The sequence below is a fragment of the Streptomyces sp. NPDC104367 genome, assembly GCF_055583825.1.
The window spans coordinates 133,153-151,608 of the sequence record NZ_JBVJND010000003.1; the positions used below are offsets into that span (position 1 = coordinate 133,153).

9 protein-coding genes are annotated in these 18,456 nt (G+C 74.6%); 1 reads left to right on the top strand and 8 read right to left on the bottom strand.

Annotated elements, in window-relative coordinates:
* Window position 1: 1 nt before the first annotated feature.
* The 7 genes from ACZ619_RS06215 to ACZ619_RS06245 all read right to left on the bottom strand — a co-directional run bounded on the left by ACZ619_RS06215 (window position 2) and on the right by ACZ619_RS06245 (window position 14,841).
* Complete coding sequence (locus ACZ619_RS06215; RefSeq protein ID WP_469594787.1) at window positions 2-4,525, bottom strand: amino acid adenylation domain-containing protein; 4,524 nt, start codon at window positions 4,523-4,525, stop codon at window positions 2-4.
* 107 nt (window positions 4,526-4,632) lie between these two features.
* Complete coding sequence (locus tag ACZ619_RS06220) at window positions 4,633-9,357, bottom strand: amino acid adenylation domain-containing protein (protein ID WP_469594789.1); 4,725 nt, start codon at window positions 9,355-9,357, stop codon at window positions 4,633-4,635.
* A gap of 117 nt (window positions 9,358-9,474) precedes the next feature.
* Window positions 9,475-10,722: a glutamate synthase-related protein gene (locus ACZ619_RS06225; protein ID WP_469594791.1), complete on the bottom strand. Its 1,248-nt coding sequence runs from the start codon at window positions 10,720-10,722 to the stop codon at window positions 9,475-9,477.
* Window positions 10,719-11,699: an asparagine synthetase A gene (locus tag ACZ619_RS06230; RefSeq protein WP_469594793.1), complete on the bottom strand. Its 981-nt coding sequence runs from the start codon at window positions 11,697-11,699 to the stop codon at window positions 10,719-10,721. Before ACZ619_RS06230 ends, ACZ619_RS06225 begins: the two co-directional genes overlap by 4 nt.
* Window positions 11,696-13,036, bottom strand: a complete 1,341-nt coding sequence (locus tag ACZ619_RS06235; protein WP_469594796.1) for a methylaspartate mutase — start codon at window positions 13,034-13,036, stop codon at window positions 11,696-11,698. The genes ACZ619_RS06230 and ACZ619_RS06235 overlap by 4 nt, the downstream gene beginning before the upstream one ends.
* Window positions 13,033-13,476 (bottom strand): cobalamin B12-binding domain-containing protein, encoded by a 444-nt coding sequence (locus tag ACZ619_RS06240; RefSeq protein ID WP_469594798.1) that lies wholly within the window; start codon window positions 13,474-13,476, stop codon window positions 13,033-13,035. The genes ACZ619_RS06235 and ACZ619_RS06240 overlap by 4 nt, the downstream gene beginning before the upstream one ends.
* A gap of 87 nt (window positions 13,477-13,563) precedes the next feature.
* Entirely contained in the window at window positions 13,564-14,841 is a 1,278-nt protein-coding gene (locus ACZ619_RS06245; RefSeq protein WP_469594801.1) for a helix-turn-helix domain-containing protein, read from the bottom strand.
* A 263-nt stretch (window positions 14,842-15,104) separates the two neighbouring features.
* Between ACZ619_RS06245 and ACZ619_RS06250 the strand changes: the two genes are divergently transcribed.
* Entirely contained in the window at window positions 15,105-15,290 is a 186-nt protein-coding gene (locus ACZ619_RS06250; protein ID WP_469594804.1) for a hypothetical protein, read from the top strand.
* Between the two features lie 99 nt (window positions 15,291-15,389).
* Here the strand turns inward: ACZ619_RS06250 and ACZ619_RS06255 are convergent, their stop codons facing one another.
* Window positions 15,390-18,434 (bottom strand): AfsR/SARP family transcriptional regulator, encoded by a 3,045-nt coding sequence (locus ACZ619_RS06255; RefSeq protein WP_469594807.1) that lies wholly within the window; start codon window positions 18,432-18,434, stop codon window positions 15,390-15,392.
* Window positions 18,435-18,456 lie beyond the last annotated feature (22 nt).

Consider the following 18,456-nt stretch of genomic DNA (forward strand, 5'->3'; position numbering starts at 1 on the left):
GTCACAGGGCCGCGTCCATGTCGTGCAGGGCCGTCTCGTAGGCGTCGAGGAAGGCCTCGGCGAGCGCGTCGGGCACCACGGACCGCTGGTGGTCCACGGCGAGCAGGACGCGGTCGGAGACGGGGTCCTGGATCAGCGAGGCTCCGAAGGCGAAGCTGTTGGGTTCGTGGCGCATGGTGGGCTCGCAGCCGATCCGGTCGTCCTCGATCCGCGCGCCGCCGAGGTCGCCGAGGGCGTGGAAGCGCAGGAAGCCGAACTGGCTGTCCAGCCGGGTGCCGGTCATCAGCCGGGCCAGCCGGGCGATCGGGACCCGGCGGTGCGGCATCATGTCCAGTTCCTCGCGGTGCACCTCGCGCACCAGCGCCAGCGGGTCGTCCCGGTCCTCGCCGTCCGCCCCGGCCACCAGCGGGACGGTGTTGAGGAACAGCCCGTACACCTCGGTGCCGCCGCGCCGTTCGAGGCGGCCGTTCATGGCGAGGCCGGTGGTGATCCGGCGGTGACCGGTGATCTGCCGCAGCGCGCGCACATGGGCGGCGAGCGCCACGGACTTGACGGGGACGCCGGTGGCGTCGGCGACCCGGCGCAGCCGGCCGGGGGCCTCGGGCAGCACCCGTTCGACGGTGCGGGCCAGTTCATGGGTCTCGCCGGCGCCGTCCCACAGCTCGCCACTGACGCCGTCGAGCTTGTCGCGCCAGTACGCCAGGGACGCGGGGTCGGCGGCGGCCTCCCGTTCGACGGCCACGAAGTCCCGGTAGCGGGAGCCGGGCGGGGCGGCGGGGGCGCTGTCCGGATCGGCGGACAGCTCGGCGTGGCGTGCCAGGAGTTCGGCGAGGAGCGAGGTGAAGCTCCAGCCGTCGAGGATGGCGTGGTGCTCGGAGACGGTGAGCTGGAAGGAGGTGTCGGCCAGCCGCTGCACGGTGATCCGGAACAGCGGCGGTGCCATCAGGTCGAAGGGGGTGCGGCGGTGCCGCTCGAAGACCTCGGTGACCGCCGCGTCCCGCTCGGGCGCGGTCAGCGGCCGCAGGTCGTCGAAGGTGACGGGCGGTGCCAGTTCGCCGTGCACGAGCTGGAGGGGTTCGGCGTAGCCGGAGATGTCCAGGCCGGTCCGCAGGACGGGGTGGCGGGTCATCGCCTCGGTCACGGCCCGGCGGAACGCCGTCTCGTCGAGCGGTGCGCCGATCCGGTAGCTGTTGACGTTGTGGTAGCTGTCGGTCGATCCGGCGATCTCCATGTGGAAGACCATGCTGAGCTGCATCGACACCATCGGGTAGGCGTCCACGAGGCCGGCCGGGAGTTCGGCGCGGGTCTCGGCGTCGACCAGTGAGAAGGGGCCGTCGGCGGTGTCCGCGCCGGCCACCGGGCGGGCCAGCGGCGCCAGGGCGGCGATGGTCGGGGCGTTGAAGATGTCCCGCAGGGTGACCGCCCAGCCGGCCTCGTGCAGTTCCCCGGAGAGCTGGACGGCGCGGATCGAGTCGCCGCCGAGGTGGAAGAAGTCGTCGTGCGCGCCGATGCCGGTGACGCCCAGGACCCGTGACCAGACGTCGGCGAAGTCGCGTTCGGTGTCGTTGCGGGGTGCCACGTGTCCGGCCGTGCCGCCGGTGGGCGCGGTGCCGTGCGGGCTCGGGTCGGGCAGGGCGCGGCGGTCGACCTTGCCGTTGACGGTCAGCGGCAGGGCGTCCAGGACCGTGACGGTCGCCGGGATCATGTAGTCGGGCAGTGAGCGGGCCAGGAACTCGCGCATCCCGGCCGGTTCGCGGCCGGTGACGTAGGCCGCGAGCCGCTGCTGGTGGACGGTGACCACGCAGGTGTCGACGTCGGGGTGGGCGCCCAGCGCGTTCTCGATCTCGCCGAGTTCGATGCGGAACCCGCGCAGCTTGACCTGGAAGTCGGCGCGCCCCAGGTATTCCAGTCCGCCGTCGGGCAGCCGCCTGGCCACGTCCCCGGTGCGGTACATGCGGGCCCCGGGGGCGGTGGCGTAGGGGTCGGCGACGAAGCGCCCGGAGGTGAGGCCGGGCCGGTCCCAGTAGCCGTGGGCGAGGCTGCCGCCGCCGATGTACAGCTCGCCGGGGACGCCCACCGGGCAGGGCCGCAGCCAGTCGTCGAGGACCGTCGCGCCGAGGTGCGGCATCGGTGTGCCGATCAGGCTGCGGTCGAAGTCGCCGGTGTCGGGGCCGAGGTCGTGGGTGGTGACGTGGACGGTGGTCTCGGTGATCCCGTACAGGTTGCACAGGCGGGCCGGGGGCAGCGGGTCGAGGGCGTTCCAGCGCCGCACCACGGCGGGGTCGAGCGCCTCGCCGCCGAGCATGATCTGTTTCAGCGCGGGCAGGGCGCGCGGCCGTTGCCGCAGGGCGAGTTCGAGCTGGCGGAGCGCGGAGGGGGTCAGGCACAGGAACGAGACGCCCTCGGTGGCGAGCAGTTCGGCGAACTCCTCGGGCGAGCGGCTGGTCAGGTACGGCACCACGACCAGCCGTCCGCCGTGCAGCAGGGCGCCCCACAGCTCCCAGACGGTCCAGTCGAAGGCGTAGCTGTGGAAGAGGGTCCACACCTCGCCGGGGCCGAAGGCGAAGTGCCGGGCGCCGGCGTCCATCAGGCGGCTGACGTGTTCGTGGGCGACCGCGACGCCCTTGGGGCGGCCGGTGGAGCCCGAGGTGAAGATGATGTACGCGGTGTCCGAGGGCCGGACCTCGAGGGCGGGCCGGGTGGCCGGGAGGCCGGCCGGCTCCGTTTCCCCGAGGGCCGGTTCGAGCAGCTGCCAGGGGCCGTCCGGGACGCGGTCGGGGCGGTCGGTGACGACGGCCCGGACCCCGGTGTCCCCGAAGACCATCGCGGCCCGGTCGGCGGGGGCGGTCAGGTCCACCGGCACGTAGGCCGCGCCGGCCTTCAGCACACCGAGCACCGAGACCGGGATCTCGTGCGTGCGGTCGAGGAGCAGGCCGACCCGGTCGCCGGGGCGGACACCGCGGGCGATCAGCGCGTGGGCCAGCCGGTTGGCCCGCTCGTCCAGCTCGGTGTAGGTCAGGGACCGGTTGCCGAAGGTGAGGGCCGTACGGGCGGGGTGCGCGTCGGCGGCGTCCTCGAACAGCCGGTGCAGACCGCGGCCCTCGGGTATGCGCTCCGCGGCGGCGGGCGGGCGCGGGTCGGCGGCGCGGGTCAGTTCGCGCACGGTGCGGCCGGTGTCGTCGAGGGCGGCGGTGAGCAGGGCCCGCCAGTCGTCGGTCATCCGGCGCACCGTCGCGGTGTCGAAGAGGCCGGAGCTGAACTCGACCTCGCCGCGCAGTTCGCCGTCGTCGTAGACGGACCAGGTCAGGTCGAACTTGCTGGTGCCGTTGGAGTGCACCCGCCGGTCGGCCGAGGCGGGCCCGAAGGCCAGCGGCGCGCGGTTCTCGGTGTGCGAGCCGAAGACGACCTGGACGAGCGGCGGGTGGGCGGCGGAGCGGTCCGGGGCGAGCTGGTCGACGATGGTGTCGAAGGGCACGTCCAGATAGCCGTAGGCCTCGAAGGCGACGTCCGAGACGTGGGCGAGGAGTTCGCGGAAGGTGGTGCGGGCGCCGAGCCGGATCCGCAGCGGCAGCAGGTTGACGAAGTAGCCGACCAGGTTCTCCAGTTCGGGCCGGTCGCGGGTGGTGACCGGGGTGCCGATCACCATGTCCTCGGCGCCGGTGTGGCGGTTCACCAGGAGGGCGAAGGCGGCCAGTTGCACGATGAACGGCGTCACCCCCTCGCTCTCGGCCAGGGCGCGGACCCGGGCCGCGGTGCCGGCCGGCAGGTCGAAGGGCTCGGTGCGGCCGAGGTGTCCGCGCTCCGCGGGGCGCGGCCGGTCGGCGGGCAGCTCCAGCAGGCCGGGGGCGCCGTCCAGCCGGTCCTTCCAGTAGGACAGGTGGTCCTCGAAGGAGCGGTCCGCCTCCCCGGCCGCGTGGTCGGCGTACTGGAGGGTCAGCCGGGGCAGCCGGGGTGCGCGGTGTTCGGTGAGGGCGGTGTAGGTCTCCGCCAGCTCCGTCTCGAAGACGTCGGCCGACCAGCCGTCCCAGACGATGTGGTGGACGACGAGGACGACGGTGGTCGCGGTGTCCGACCGCAGCAGGGCCGTGGCCCGCAGCAGCGGTCCGGCGGCGAGGTCGAAGGGCGCGGACGCCTCGGCGGCGAGCCGCTGCGCGGCCTGCCGTTCCCGTTCGCCTGCGGGCAGCTCCCGCAGGTCGATGACGGCCAGCGGGATCTCCAGGCCGGGGTGGACGAGTTGGCGGGGGCCGTCGGGGCCCAGGGCGAAGGTGGTGCGCAGCGCCTCGTGGCGGGCGACGACGGTGTTGAGGGCGCGCTCCAGGAGCGCGGTGTCGAGGGGGCCGGTGAACTCGAAGACCCAGGGGGTGTTGTAGGTGGCGGTCCCGGGGTGCCAGCGGTCCAGGAACCACAGTCCGCGCTGGAGGCCGGAGAGGGGTGCGGTCCTGGCGGGGGCCGGGGCGGTCCCCGCAGGGGCGGGAGCCGGCGGGACGGGGGCCGGCGGCGGAGCCGTGTCGGTGGGCGAACTCACTGTCCTTCTGCCTTCCTTGTCGAGAGCGGGGTGCCGACCCGTCGGGCGTCCGACGGCGGCGCCGGGGGCCGTGACGACGGCCGGGGTGCGCGGGGCGCGGGTGGCGCTCAGGCCGGCAGCAGTTCGGCGATCGCGCTCACGGTCCTGGCCCGGAACACCAGGTGCGGCGGGACACGGGTGCCGGTCTCCCGGGACAGCCGCATCGCGACGCGTACGGCGGACAGGGAGTTGCCGCCGATCCGGAAGAAGCTGTCGTGGCGGCCCACCTCGGCCAGGCCGAGGATCTCCCGCATCACGTCGGCCACCAGGCGCTCCCTGCCGACCAGCACGCCGTCCGCGGCCCCGGTGGCCGCCGGGGCCGGCAGGGCGCGGCGGTCGACCTTGCCGTTGGCGTTCAGGGGCAGCGCGGCCAGGACGTCGAGGGTGGCGGGGACCATGTACTCCGGGAGCCGTCCGGACAGGTGGCGCAGGAGGGCCTCGGGGGCGGCCGGCGCGGAGCCGTCGGTGGCGGCCGTGACGTAGGCGGCGAGCCGCCGGTCGCCGGGGGCGGGCTCGTACACGGTGACGGCGGCCTCCCGCACCCCCGGGTGCCGGGTGAGGAGGTCCTCGATCTCGCCCGGTTCGACCCGGAAGCCCCTGATCTTGATCTGGTCGTCGGCCCGGCCGGTGATCTCCAGTGTGCCGTCCGCCGTACGGCGCCCGAGGTCACCGGTCCGGTACAGCCGCGCCCCGTATCCGCCGCCGGGATCGGCGACGAAGCGGGTGGCGGTGAGGCCGGGCCGGCCCGTGTAGCCGAGGGCGAGGCCGCGGCCGGACGTGTACAGCTCGCCGGTGACGCCGGGTTCGACGGGCCGCAGGGTCTCGTCGAGGACGAGGACGTCCTTGCCGTACAGCGGACGGCCGATCGGGATGGAGGCGGTCGTGACGTCCTCGGGCACGACGGTGTGGCAGGTGGTGAGGCCGAGGCTCTCGACGGGGCCGTAGCCGTTGGCGACCCGGAGGCCGGGGAACATCTCCAGCGCCTTGGCGACATGGGTCACCGAGGCCCGCTCGCCGGCGGTGAAGGCGGTGCTCAGCCCGGCGAACGTGTCCGGGAACTCCTCCAGGAGGAAGTTGAACAGGCTGGCGGACAGCTGGAGCTGGGTGACGCCGTGGCGGCGGGTGAGCTCGGCGACGGTCTCCGGGTCGGGCCGCTGCCCGGGCTGGAGGACGCAGGTGCCGCCGAACATCAGGGCGCCGTACAGCTCCAGCGCGAAGGCGTCCCAGGAGACCGGGGAGCACTGGAGCCAGACCTCGTCCGGGCCGAACCGGGCGTAGTCCTGGCCCGCGTAGGTGCCGGTCAGCGCGCGGTGCGGGACGGCGACGCCCTTGGGGCGGCCGGTGGAGCCGGAGGTGAACATCACGCAGGCCAGGTCGTCGCCGGTGACGGCGAGCCCCGGGTCGTGCTCCGGCATGCGGGCCAGCTCCCCGGCGGCGGCGTCCAGGTCGATGTGCACGCCCTGCCAGGCGAAGGGAACCTCCTGGCCGCGGTGGGTGACGAGGTGTCCGGCGCCGCTGTCGGCGGTCGCCCCGGCGAGCCGTTCGGCCGGGAACTCGGGGTCGAGCAGGGTGTATGCGGCGCCGGTCTTCAGCGCCGCGAGCAGGGCGACCACGAGGTCGGGGCCGCGCTCGACGAGCACCGCGACGACCGTCCCGCGCCCGGCACCCCGTGCGGCGAGGTGGTGGGCCAGCCGGTTGGCGCGTGCGTTGAGCTGCCCGTAGCCGACTTCCTCGTCGCCCGCGATCAGCGCGGTGGCGTCCGGGGTCCGGGCGGCGGCCGCCTCGAACAGGGTGTGCGCGGGGGCGGCGACGGCCGCGGCCAGCGCGCCGAGCCAGCTGTCGCACAGGTCCGCCATGGTCCGTGCGTCGAACAGGTCGCTGTCGTACTCGAACCGGCCGGTGAATCCGGTGCCGAGGTCGTCGACGGAGACCGACAGGTCGAACCGGGAGACCCCCTGCATGTGCAGTTCGCGGGTGACGGAGATGCCGTCGACCGTGAGCGGCCGGGTGTCCAGCGGGTGCAGTTCGAGCAGGACCTGGCAGAGCGGGTTGCGGTCCCGGGGCGGCTCGGTGACGACCCGGTCGACGATCGCGTCGAAGGAGGCGTCCTGGTTGCGGTAGGCGCCCACCGAGACGTCCCGGACGTGGCGTACGAGGTCGCGGAACGACAGGTCGGGGTCGACCCGCAGCCGCAGCGGGAGCAGGTTGACGAAGTAGCCGATCAGCCCGGCCGCGCCGGCCCGGCCGCGCACGTTCACCGGCGAGCCGATGACCATGTCCTGCTCCCCGGAGCGCCGGTGCAGCGTGGTCGCCAGCGCGGCGAGCAGCACCATGAACGGGGTGGCGTCCTCCTCGCGGGCCAGGGCGCGCACCGCCCGTGCGACCGGCTCGGGCATCGTGAAACCGTGGTGGGCGCCGCGGAACGCCTGGAGTTCGGGGCGGGGCCGGTCGGTGGGCAGCGCCTCGGTCCGCGGCGCGTCCGCCAACCGCTCGGCCCAGTAGGCGAGCTGGGCGTCGGTGGCGGCGGCCACGGCGTCGTCGTACTGCCAGGCGCTGTAGTCGGCGTACTGCGCGTCGAGTCCGGCCAGCCGGTGCGGGCGCCCGGCGCGCAACGCCTCGTAGACCTCCTTCAGTTCGGTCTCCAGGACCGGCAGCGAGCCCTCGTCCCAGACGATGTGGTGCAGGACCAGGACGAGCACGGTCCCGCCGTCCGGCACCCGCAGGGCGTGGGCGCGCAGCAGCGGTCCGGTCTCCAGGTCGAACGGCTCGACGGCGGCCGCCGCGATGAGTTCGCCGGTCCGCCCGGGGGGCGCCTCGGTGACGGTGAACGGCACGGCGACGTGTTCCCGGACGACCTGGCGGGGGCCGCTGTCGCCGAGGACGAAGCAGGTGCGCAGGCTCTCGTGCCGGGCCGCCACGGTCTCCAGCGCCCGGCGCAGCAGGCCGAGGTCGGGGTCGGCGGCGAAGCGGAACACCCAGGGCACGTTGTAGGTGGCCGAGCCGGGGTTCCACTGGTCGAGGAACCACAGGCCGCGCTGGTACGCCGACAGGGGGGCCTCGGTGCGGCCCGACCGGGTCAGGGCCGGGAGCCGCTCGCCCTCGGGGGCGGTGGCGACGGCGGCGAACTCGGCGAGCGTGGGGGCCTCGAAGATCGCGTACGGGGAGACCACGCCGAAGACGTCCGCGACGCGGCCGACGACGCGTACCGCGGTCAGCGAGTCGCCGCCGAGGTGGAAGAAGTTGTCGTGGACACCGACCTCGGGCACGCCCAGCACGTCGGACCAGACCCCGGCGAGGAGCCGTTCGGCCTCGGTGCGCGGGGCGACGTACCCGTCCCGCGCGGCCGTGCTCCCGGCGGCGGGGTCCGGCAGGGCGGTCCGGTCGATCTTGCCGCCCGCGGTCAGCGGGAAGGCGTCCAGGACGGTGAGGGAGGCGGGCACCATGTGGTCGGGCAGCCGGTCCGCGAGGAACGCGCGGATCTCGTGGTACTCCGGCGGCACCGACCCGGCGGTGGTGGCGTGGGCGACGAGCCGTCCCTCGTGGGCGGTCACCACGCAGGCGGCGACCGACGGGTGGGCGGCCAGCGCCTGTTCGACCTCGCCGGGCTCGACGCGGAAGCCGCGGATCTTCACCTGGTGGTCGGTGCGCCCGACGAACTCCAGGGCGCCCCGGGTCCGGCGCACCAGGTCGCCCGTGCGGTACATGCGGGCGCCCGGCACGGCCGAGAACGGGTCGGCGACGAAGCGTTCGGCGGTCGCCGCGGACCGGCCCCAGTAGCCGGAGGCCAGCAGCGGGCCGCCGATGTGGAGTTCGCCCGGGGTGCCGTCGGGCACCGGGCGCAGGGCGTCGTCCAGCACGTGCAGGACGCGGTCGCCGAGCGCGTCGCCGATCGGGACCCCGCTGCCGCCGCCGGCCGGGTCCGCCGTCTCGCGGACGTCCTGGACGGTGGCGGTGACCGTGGTCTCGGTGGGGCCGTACGCGTTCAGCAGCGGGACGCCGGTGAGTTCGGTCCAGGCGGCCGCGGTCTCCGGGTAGAGCCGGTCGCTGCCGGAGATCATCAGCCGCAGCGAGGCGGGGACGCGGGCACCGGCCCGCAGCGCGGCGACGACCTCCTGGAAGTAGCCGGCGGACAGGTTGGCGACGGTGACCTCCTCGGCCGCCAGCAGGTCCAGCAGCTCCCCGGCCGCCAGCAGGCCCCGCTCCGGTACGACCAGGCAGGCGCCGCTCGTCAGGGTGGTGAGGACCTGCTCGACGGCCACGTCGACGGAGGGCCGCGCCATGTGCAGGACGACGTCCCGGTGGGTGATGCCGAACCGGGCGGTGGCGGCCTCGATGTGCCGCGCCAGCACGGACGCGGCGACGTGGACGCCCTTGGGGCGGCCGGTGGTGCCGGAGGTGTGGACGAGGTAGCCGGAGCCGCCGGCCGGGTCGCCGTGGGCGAGTCGGCCGGCGGGTTCGCCGGTGGGTTCGCCGGTGAGTTCGCCGTGGGTGAGGAAGGCCGTCGCCCCGGCGTCGCGGACGAGGAACTCGGTGCGCTCGGCCGGGGCGTCGGCGTCGACCGGGAGGTGGATCCCGCCGGCCCGCAGCACGGCGAGGAGTCCGACCACGTGGTCGAGACGGTCCCGGCCAGAGACCGCGACGACCTGGCCCGGGGCGATGTCCGCCGCCAGGGAGCCGGTCAGCCCGTCGAGTTCCGCGTAGCTGAGGGTCCGGCCCGCGCAGCGCACGGCGGGCCGGCCGGAATGGCGGCGCACGACCGCCTCGAATGCGAAGGGAATGCCGTCTGAGGACATGGGTTCACCCCGATGATGGAAAAGCCCGCGGAATTGGCGACGCGCTCAACGCTAGGCCGCGCTCACCCGGTGGACGGGCAGTTGGAGAGGAAGAAGAAAGGCACTTTCCAGGGCCGGTCAATTGCCGTCCGGGAACCAGACGTCCTGCTGGTCGAGCGCGTCCGGGGCGTATTTCCCCAAGGCGCTGATCAGCAGCCGCATTTCCATGGCGAGGCATTCCGTGAAACGGATCAGCCCCTGGTCCGGGTCCTCCGCGACGGACACCAGCGCGGCCCGGCCCAGCCCGACGGCGCGCGCGCCGAGCGCGAGGCTCTTGACGGCGCGGACGCCCTCCCACATCCGGCCCGACACCAGCAGGCAGGGCGGCGGACCGTCGGCCAGCCGGCGCAGACAGGCGGCGAGCGGCAGCCCGACCCGGCCGGTGAAGGCGAGGGGCGCCCAGCCGGTGCCGCCCTCGGCGCCGTCCACCGTCACCGCGTCGGCGCCCGCGGCCACCGCCACCCGCGCCGCCTCGGCGACGTCGCGGCCGGGGTGCAGCTTGACCCAGACCCGGGCCCGGGGGAAGTTGTTGCGCATCAGCCGGATCTGCTGGCGCAGGATCTCCGCCGTGAACGTGCCGGGGCTGCTGGAGCGCAGCACGTGCCGCTCGCCGAGGGCGGCCGTGTCCAGGCCGTAGCGGTCGCCGAACCGGGCGGCCGTCGCGGTGTCGAGGACGGTCATGCCGCCGAGGCCGGGTTTGGCGCCCTGTCCCGTCTTGAGCTCGAAGGCGAGCCGTCCGGAGTCCAGCAGGGGCCGTGCGGCGGGGTCGCTGTAGACGAGATTCCAGACCTCGGCGTCGGCGTCCTCGGTGCTCTGCTGCACGGCTACTCCACCGAGCCCGTCGGGCAGTTCACCGGTGTAGGCGCGCAGCCGGCCGAGGAGGGTGGCCGTGCCGTCGCCGGCCGGGTCGTCGAGGCGGCCGTAGCCGTGCACCGGGACCACGTTCTCGCCGATGACCATGGGCAGGCCGAGCCGGCCGGCCTGGCGGCCGAGCGCCAGGCCGGGGTCGCCGCCGGCGGCCCGGGTGGAGCCGAGCGCCGACACGTACACGGGCAGCGCGGAGGTGAACCCGCCGATACAGGTGGCGAGTTCGACGTCGTCGTACATCGGCTCGCGGCCCAGTTCGATCAGCTTCTTCAGCCGCTCCTCCATGAAGACGGGCGGGACCAGACGCATCCGGTCCAGGCCGTCCTCGGGGCCGGTGGGCGCCGCGGCGCCGAACAGGACGCGCCCGTAGTCGTCGGCGGCCGGGAAGGCGGCCGCCGCTCCCGAGCGGGCCCGGCGGCGGACCTCGTCCTCGGGGAAGGCGGGGGCGAGGGCGCTCACGGCGAGACCACCCCGGGCAGCTTGGGGAAGGCGTTGGCCTGCCAGACCGCGTCCCGTCCGGCGACGTACCGGGTCAGGCGTTCGACGCCGATGCCGAAGCCCGCGCTGGCGGGGACGCCCTCGCGCACCAGGTCGAGGTACCAGCGGTACTTCTGCGGGTTCTCGCCGGTCTCCCGCATGCGGGTGACGATCTGGGCGTAGTCGTTGGTCCGCTCGCTCCCGCTGCACAGCTCGCCGTAGCCCTCGGGGGCGATGAGGTCGAAGTTGCGCAGCACGCCGGGCTCGGTGCGCGACTCTCGGTCGTAGAAGCCGCGGGATCCCTTCGGGTAGTCGGTGACGAGGAACGGGCGGGCGGCCTTGGACGAGAGCAGCGCCTCGCCCGCCCAGTCGATCTCGGCGTCCGGGTTCTGGTCGTGTCCCACGGCCCGCAGTTCGGCGACCGCCTCGGCGTGCGTGAGCCGGCCGAAGGAGCCGCGCAGCAGCTCGGTGAAGGCGTCGACGTCGCGGCCGAGGAGTTCGAAGTCGACGGGCAGCGCGTCGCGGGTGGTGCGGACCATGTGGACGACGAGCTCCTCCAGGAGCCCGGTGATCCGCTCCCGGTCCGCGCCGGCCATCTCCACGTCCAGCTGGTGGAACTCCGCGAGGTGGCGGTCCGTGTCGGTGGTCTCCAGCGGCTCCAGGCGGACGTTGGGGGCGATGCAGAAGATCTTGTCGAAGGCCAGCAGGGAGGCCTGTTTGTAGAGGATGGCGCTGGTCATGAGCTTGTAGCGGTGGCCGTAGAAGTCGATGTCCACCTGCTTGGAGCCGCGGCTGCCCGGGTCGGTGACCGGCCCGATGACCGGCGGCAGCATCTCGGTGAACCCGGCCGACGTCAGGTACTCGCGGGCGGCCGCGATCAGCCGGTTCTGGATGCGCAGGGTGCTCCGCGTCGCCGGGGAGGTGAGGTGCGCCCGGGGGCCGGGCGTGGCGTGGTTCATGGCTGCTGATCCCATCTGTCGGTGGTGTCGGCGTGGACGGGGCGGGACGGGCGCCGGGCGGTCTCGGCCCGGGCGCGCCGGTCGAAGGTCCGCTGTACGTACGACAGGGCGGCCATCAGGCCGTCCGAGCCGAGGATCGGGGACCGGCCCCGGTCGGGCCGGTCGGGCAGCGGCATCGCTCCGGCGGCGGACCAGTACAGGCGGCCGTCGGCGTCCAGGCCGCTGCGGGCGCGGCCCGCGTTGTCGGGGTGGAGACAGAACGGCACGTCGAGGTAGCCGCGGGCGAAGGCGGTCACCAGGGCGCGGCCGATGTCCCGGTCGAGGTCGAGGACGGCGTGGACCAGGGCTCGCGCCTCCGCGTGGATCCCGGTGTCCGAGGGGTCGGCGGCCCTCGGCGCGGCCGACTCCGCGGCGGCGGCCCCGGCGGCCGTCTCCAGCGCGCGCACGTTCTCCGCGACGGTGGGGATGCGGTGCGCCTCGGCGGTCGTCTTCACGATCAGCCGGGCGGCTCCGGTGCGGACCGCCAGCCGGGCGGCCTCGCGCAGCAGCAGCCGCGCCCCCTGGGGGGTCAGCGGGTACATCCCCATGTGCGCGTAGACGACGATGTGCCATTCGATGTCCGGCAGCAGTTCGGCGGCGAGCCGGGACAGCGCGGTGACCGACTCCTCGTCCTGGCCGGTGTTGGCCTGCTGGGCGTAGCTGAGGGAGACGCTGCGCAGCCCGTGCTGCCGGAAGAAGAGGGCTTCCAGCACGCTGAGCGCGATCAGCAGGCCGGGCGGGCAGAGCTGGCCCATCATGCAGCCGCCGAACGTCTCCAGATGAGGCCGCGCGCCGGCCTGCTGGGCCTCGGCCAGCAGGGCGCAGCTCCGCTCCCAGCCGGTGACGGCCACGTTGAGCGGGACCCGGCTGTAGGGCAGGCAGTACGAGACGGGACCGCCCTCGGTGGCGTCGAGGCCGGCCGCGAGCAGCGCGGTGACGATCCTCTCGGGGCGGGCCGAGCCGTGCCGGACCTGCACCGGGAACGCGTCGTCCGCGACGCCCCGCAGCACCTGGCGGGTGACGGCCGGGTCGTAGGTGGTGATCGGGTAGCCGTTGAGCGCCACGCCCTGGGCGACGGCCCGCCGGGCGGCCACGGCGTCGCCGGTCCGGGTGTAGCTGTCGACGGTGATGGTGCCGACCGTGGTGGCGGCGGCGCCGCGGGTGGCCCGCAGTCCGTCCCGCATCCGGTCGGGGCGGCTCATGCCCATCCGCGGCTGCACCACGAGGTGGCCCCGGGCGCGGGCCTGGGTCACGAAGCGCCCGAACGGCACCAGCGGTGAGGCCGGTCCGGCCGTCATACCGGCACCGCCCGGGACAGCGTCCGGACGAACGAGCGCAGTTCGTCGGCGGAGGCGCTCTCCTCGAAGACCTTGTCGAAGCCGGCCGCCCGCAGGGTCCGCGCGACGGTTCCGTCGTCGGCGCCGGTGATGCCGAGCTTGCCGCCGATCACCACCTGGGTGCGCAGCAGTTCGGGACAGGCGCGGAGTCCGGGGATGACCCGCCGGGCGTCGATGAACCCGTGTCCGTTGACGCTGCTGAGGACGATCAGGTCGGGGGCCAGCCGACGGCATTCGGCGATGAGGTCGGCGTCCGGGACGCAGGCGCCGAGGTTGGTGACGTGGTGGCCGAGTTCCTCCAGCAGCAGTTGCAGGAAGACCAGATTCCATGTGTGCGCGTCCGACGCCATGGTCGAGACGACGACGTCCAGGCCGACGCGCCCGGCCTTGCCCAGTTCCACGGGGATTCCTAGTTGGTTCAGTAGGGATGGGGAGGTGGGGGGAACGGCGGAGCGGTGAGCGGCGGGGTGCGGGGGGCTCGTGGCGGGTCAGGAGACCAGCGCCGCCGGGAACGGTGTGCGGGCCAGGGGCTCGCCGGGCACCGGGGCCAGCCCCGGGGTGCCGTACCGCTCGCGGCAGACCGTGCGGACGAGGTTGAGTACGGCGAACCTGGCGCCGTGCCGGTCCGGGGTCAGCCGGAGCAGGCCGCGGGAGAGCAGTTCGTGCACGGACTGGTGGCAGTGCTGTGCGTCGCGGCCGGCCGCCTCGGTGACCTCCGCGAGGGACCAGTCGGCCGCCGAGTCGGACAGCAGCCGTACGAAGGCCAGTTGGTCGGGGGTGAGTGAGCGCAGGGCCTCGTCCAGTGCCTCGCGCACGTCTCCCCGTTCGCAGTGCGTCACCGGTGGGGCGGCGAGCCCGAAGGGGGCGGCGGCCAGCCGTTCGGTCAGCCGGGCCGGGGATTCGAGGAGCGTCCAGCCGGCCGCGTACTCCAGGGCGCGGGGCAGTCCGTCCAGGTAGGCGCAGAGTCCGGCGATGGCCAGGGTGTCGGCGTGCTCCAGGGTGAGGCCGGGGCGGAGCCGCCGCATGTGGGCCAGCATCAGCCGGACGGCCGGGGCCTCCGCCAGGTCCCGGGGTGCCGTGTGCGGGCCGGGGGTGTCCAACGGCGCCAGCGGGACCACCTGTTCGCCGTCGAGGGACAGCGGCGACCGGGTGGTGATCAGCACCCGCAGGCCCGGGCTGCGGCGGAAGGCGCGGTCCAGCAGGGTGTGGTCGAGGCCGTCGTCGGCGCCGTCGAGGACCAGCAGCGCGGGCCGGTCGCCGGTGGCCTCCGCGAGACCGGCGCCGGTGAGCGCGGCCGGGGCGGACCTGCCGGCGCAGGACACCCAGTGCACCGGCCAGCGCTCCGAGCGGTGCAGCCGCCAGGCCGCCTCCAGGGCGAGCCGGGTCTTGCCCGCCCCGCCCAGGCCGACGACCGACACCAGCCGGTCGCCGTCCCCGGTGAGGCAGTGCGCGAGCGCCGCGGTCTCCCGTTCCCGCCCGACGATCGCGGTGCGCGGCGCGGGCGGGGCCGCGGGCTCCTCGGCGGGCGCCTGGCGGCGGGCCGCCGCCTCGAAGGCGGAGCGTGTGCGGCCGGTGAGCCGCAGCGCGTCGGCCACCAGCCGTACGGTCTCGTGCCGGGGCCGTCTGACCCGGCCGGCCTCCATGTCCCGTACCGCACGCACGCTCAGCGTCGCGTGATCGGCCAGGCACTGCTGGGTCATGCCGGCGCGTTCGCGCCGGTATCTGAGCAGTTCGCCGAAGCCGGACACCGGCTGCCCACCATCCATGCCGATTTCCCTTCACATCACCACACCGACGATCGGGCCGAGGCCGGGGCCGGTCTCCGCCTGGAATGAATGGTGGTGGTGGCTGATATACGGGGGATCATCAGCGGTCCTCGGGCGTGCGGGCGCGGCGGTGATCGGGCCGCCATCCTGTGTAGATCGGCCCTCGGCAGTCTCGAAGCAGAACGAGGCACACGGCCTCACCGGGCTCCCCCCGGTACCCGAGACCCAGCTCCTGGGCACGATCCCGAAGGCGACGGCACCTGATGAAGGCATTCCCGAAGTCCCTGGTCCCGCGTAAGGCCGCGCTCCTGATCGCCACCGTCGGCTGTGCCGTCGCGCTGACCGCCACGGTGTCGGCGGCGGCGCACACGGACTCCCCGAAGCCGGCGCACTCGACGACCGTGCTGGCCGACGGCGGGTCCCCGGACGAGTGGAACAGCACGGGCTGACGCCCGGACGGCCCGCCCGTACGGGTGAGCGGCTCAGCCGGATTCCGGCTGGGCCGCTCGTTCGTTCAACGGGCCGTCCTCATCGGCCGGTTCATGTCCTCAAGGGCCCGGCGGAGCATCCGGCAGCCGTGCCGCCAGCCGCTCGGCCTCGTCGGCGTCGGGCAGTCCGAGGCGGGTGAAGACGGTGGCCGCCTGGCGGGCCCGGGCGAGGGCGGCCGCGTCGTCGCCGAGGTCGGCGAGCGCCCGGCCGAGGACCAGCAGGGCGTTGCCCTTCTCGCGCTCGGCGCCGATCTCCTCGCACAGGGCGAGCGCCGCCTCCCCCTGGGACAGCGCGAGGTCCGGTTTGCCCATGACCCGCCAGGTGGCCGCGAGCCGTGACCTGACCTGGGCCTCGCGGCCCCGGATGCGGAAGGCCGTGCAGGTCTCCAGGCACCTGGTGTAGCTGGTGACGGCGTCCGGGTGGCGGTCGAGTTCGTGCAGCGCCATGCCGTGGACGTACCAGGCGTAGGAGGTGCCGTGCGGGTCCGCCACGTCGCGCAGTTCGGCCAGGACCTCCTCGCACATGGTGACGGCCTCCCGCGCGCGGCCGCTGCGCAGCCGTGCCTGGGCGGCGTTCAGCCTGGTCACCAACTCGCCGGAGCGGTGGCCGAGTTCCCTGGCCAGTTCGATGGCGCGGTCGTAGGAGTCGACGGCGTCGGCGTACCGGTGCTGGAACTGGGCTATCAGTCCGCGGTCGTTGAGGATCTGCCGCAGGATGACGGTGTCGCCGGCCCGCCGGCAGGCCTCGGTGGCCAGCCGGGTCTGTGTCTCGGCCTCGGCGAGCTGGGTGTTCTGGAGTGCGGCGTTGCCGCACACGAACCGGGCCCGGCCCTCGGCCTGGTCGTCGCCCCGCAGTGCGGCCGCTTCGGCCACCACCCGTGCCGCCGAGGCCAGTTGGGCGTACGGGATGTCGCGTCCGAAGGGGGTGAGCGCGACCAGCAGGTCGGTGGCGGTGCGCAGCATGGGGGTGTCGGCGCCGAGCGCGAGCCGGGCGGCGGCGGTCACCGCGTTGGTGGTGCAGTCGAACTCCGAGGTGACCCAGGCGCGGGCGTCGGCCAGGGTGGCGAACCGGTGCCCCGAGGTGGCGCCGCCGCCGAGGATGGCGCCGACCGGGTCGCCGGGCACCATGCTCTGGAACGCCGCGCAGGCCACGTCGAGCAGGTGGTCCAGCAGCCGGCCCAGGGCGGCGGTGCCCTCGGCCGCCGTCGTGCAGGACTGTGCGCCGGTGCGGTGCGCGGCGGCGGGGGCGGTCAGCTGGAGTGCGAAGGAGCGGAGCAGGTCGTGGTAGCGGTAGCGGCCGGGCAGCGGCGCCTCCAGCATGGCCGCGTCGACGACCGACTCCAGCAGGTCCTCGGCCTCGTACTCGTCCAGTTCGAGGACGACCGCGGCGGCTTCCAGGCCGATGCCGGGCCGGGCGAGGGGCGCGAGCAGCCGGAAGGCCCGGGCCTGGTCGTCGGTGAGCTGGCGGTAGCCGAGTTCGAAGGCCGCGGCCACGCCCAGGTCTCCGGCGCGCAGTTCGCCGATGCGCAGCCGTTCGTCGGTGAGGCGGGCGGTCATGGCCTCGATCCGCCACCGGGGCCGGGCCGCGAGCCGTGAGGCGACGATCCGGACGGCGAGCGGCAGGTGTCCGCACAGCGCCACCAGCTCGGCGGCGGCCGCGGGTTCCTCCGCGACGCGGCCCGCGCCGGCGATCGAGCGCAGCAGGGCGAGCGCCTCGTCGGTGTCGAAGACGTCGAGATCGGTCTGGAGGATGGTGGGCAGTCCGCTGAGCCGGCCCCGGCTGGTGATGATCACTCCGCAGTCGGCCGAGCCGGGCAGCAGGGGTCTCACCTGGGCGGGGTCGCGGGCGTTGTCCAGCATGAGCAGGATGCGGCGGCCGTCGAGCGTGGTGCGGAAGAGGCGGGCGCGGTCCTCGGCGGCGGCGGGCAGGCTGTGTCCGGGGGTGCCGAGCGCGGTGAGGAAGCTGCCCAGGACGGCTGCCGGGTCGGCCGGTTCCAGCCCGTTGCCGTGCAGATCGGCGTAGAGCTGGCCGCCGGGGAAGTCGGGTTTGGCCCGGTGCGCGCCGCGCAGGGCGAGGGTGCTCTTGCCGATGCCGCCCATGCCGCTGATGGAGACGACGGGCAGCGCCACCCGGGCCGGGTCGGTCAGGGCGCCGCACAGGGCCTCGACCTCGGCCGTCCGTCCGGTGAAGTCGGCCGCGTCGGCGGGTAACTGGGCCGGGCGCAGGGGCGGGGCGGGTGCGGGTGCCTCGGCCGGTTCGGCGGGTTCGTCCGCGTCGGCCGCGGTCCGCGGGGCGGGCGCCGAGGGTCCGGCGGGGTCCGTGGCACGGCTCGCGGCGGGTCCCATCAGCCGCGGGTCCCCGGCGAGGACGCGGGCGTGCAGGCCGGTCAGTTCCGGGCCGGGGTCGATGCCCAGTTCGTCGGCGAGCACCTGGCGGGCCCGGCCGAACACCGCCAGGGCCTCGGCCTGGCGTCCGGCGGCGTAGAGCGCCCGCATCAGGAAGCCGTAGGGCCGCTCCTGCATCGGGTGTTCATGGGTGAAGGCGATGAGGTCGGGGATGACCAGCCCGTGCTGTCCCTCCCGGAGGCGGTGCTCGAAGCGCTGTTCCATCAGGGTGAGCCGCAGCGCGCTGAGCCGGGAGCGCTGCTGTTCGGCGAAGGGTCCCGGCACGCCGGTGAGGGGTTCGCCCTGCCAGAGGGCGAGCGCCTCGTTGAGCAGGCTGCCGCACTCCGTCTCCCGGCCGGCTTCCCGTGCCCGCAGGGCGTCGGCCGCGAGCGCCTCGGCGCGCACCGCGTCCACCGTGGCCGGCGGGACCGTCAGCTGGTAGCCGTCGCGCAGCGACACCAGGAGCTTGGGCGCGGCCCGGTCCTCCTCGATGACCTGCCGCAGTCTCCACGCGTAGGTGCGCAGCGTGGACAGGGCGGAGTCCGGTGGTTCCTCGCCCCAGACCGCGCTGATCAGCTCGTGGGCGGAGGCCGCCCGGCCGGATCTGAGCAGCAGGGCGGTCAGCAGCGCCTGCTGCTGCGGCGACCTGGTGGGGAGGACCGTCCCGTTCCGCAGTACCTGTACGGCCCCGAGCACGACGAACCGTATGCCCTCGGCCATTCCCCTCCCCTGACCCCCAGCC

Excerpts from the sequence above, each read along its gene's own strand:
- ACZ619_RS06220 (WP_469594789.1), bottom strand. The coding sequence starts at position 9,357 with ATGTCCTCAGACGGCATTCCCTTCGCATTCGAGGCGGTCGTGCGCCGC.
- ACZ619_RS06230 (WP_469594793.1), bottom strand. The coding sequence starts at position 11,699 with ATGAACCACGCCACGCCCGGCCCCCGGGCGCACCTCACCTCCCCGGCG.
- ACZ619_RS06235 (WP_469594796.1), bottom strand. The coding sequence starts at position 13,036 with ATGACGGCCGGACCGGCCTCACCGCTGGTGCCGTTCGGGCGCTTCGTG.
- ACZ619_RS06245 (WP_469594801.1), bottom strand. The coding sequence starts at position 14,841 with ATGGATGGTGGGCAGCCGGTGTCCGGCTTCGGCGAACTGCTCAGATAC.
- ACZ619_RS06250 (WP_469594804.1), top strand. The coding sequence starts at position 15,105 with ATGAAGGCATTCCCGAAGTCCCTGGTCCCGCGTAAGGCCGCGCTCCTG.
- ACZ619_RS06255 (WP_469594807.1), bottom strand. The coding sequence starts at position 18,434 with ATGGCCGAGGGCATACGGTTCGTCGTGCTCGGGGCCGTACAGGTACTG.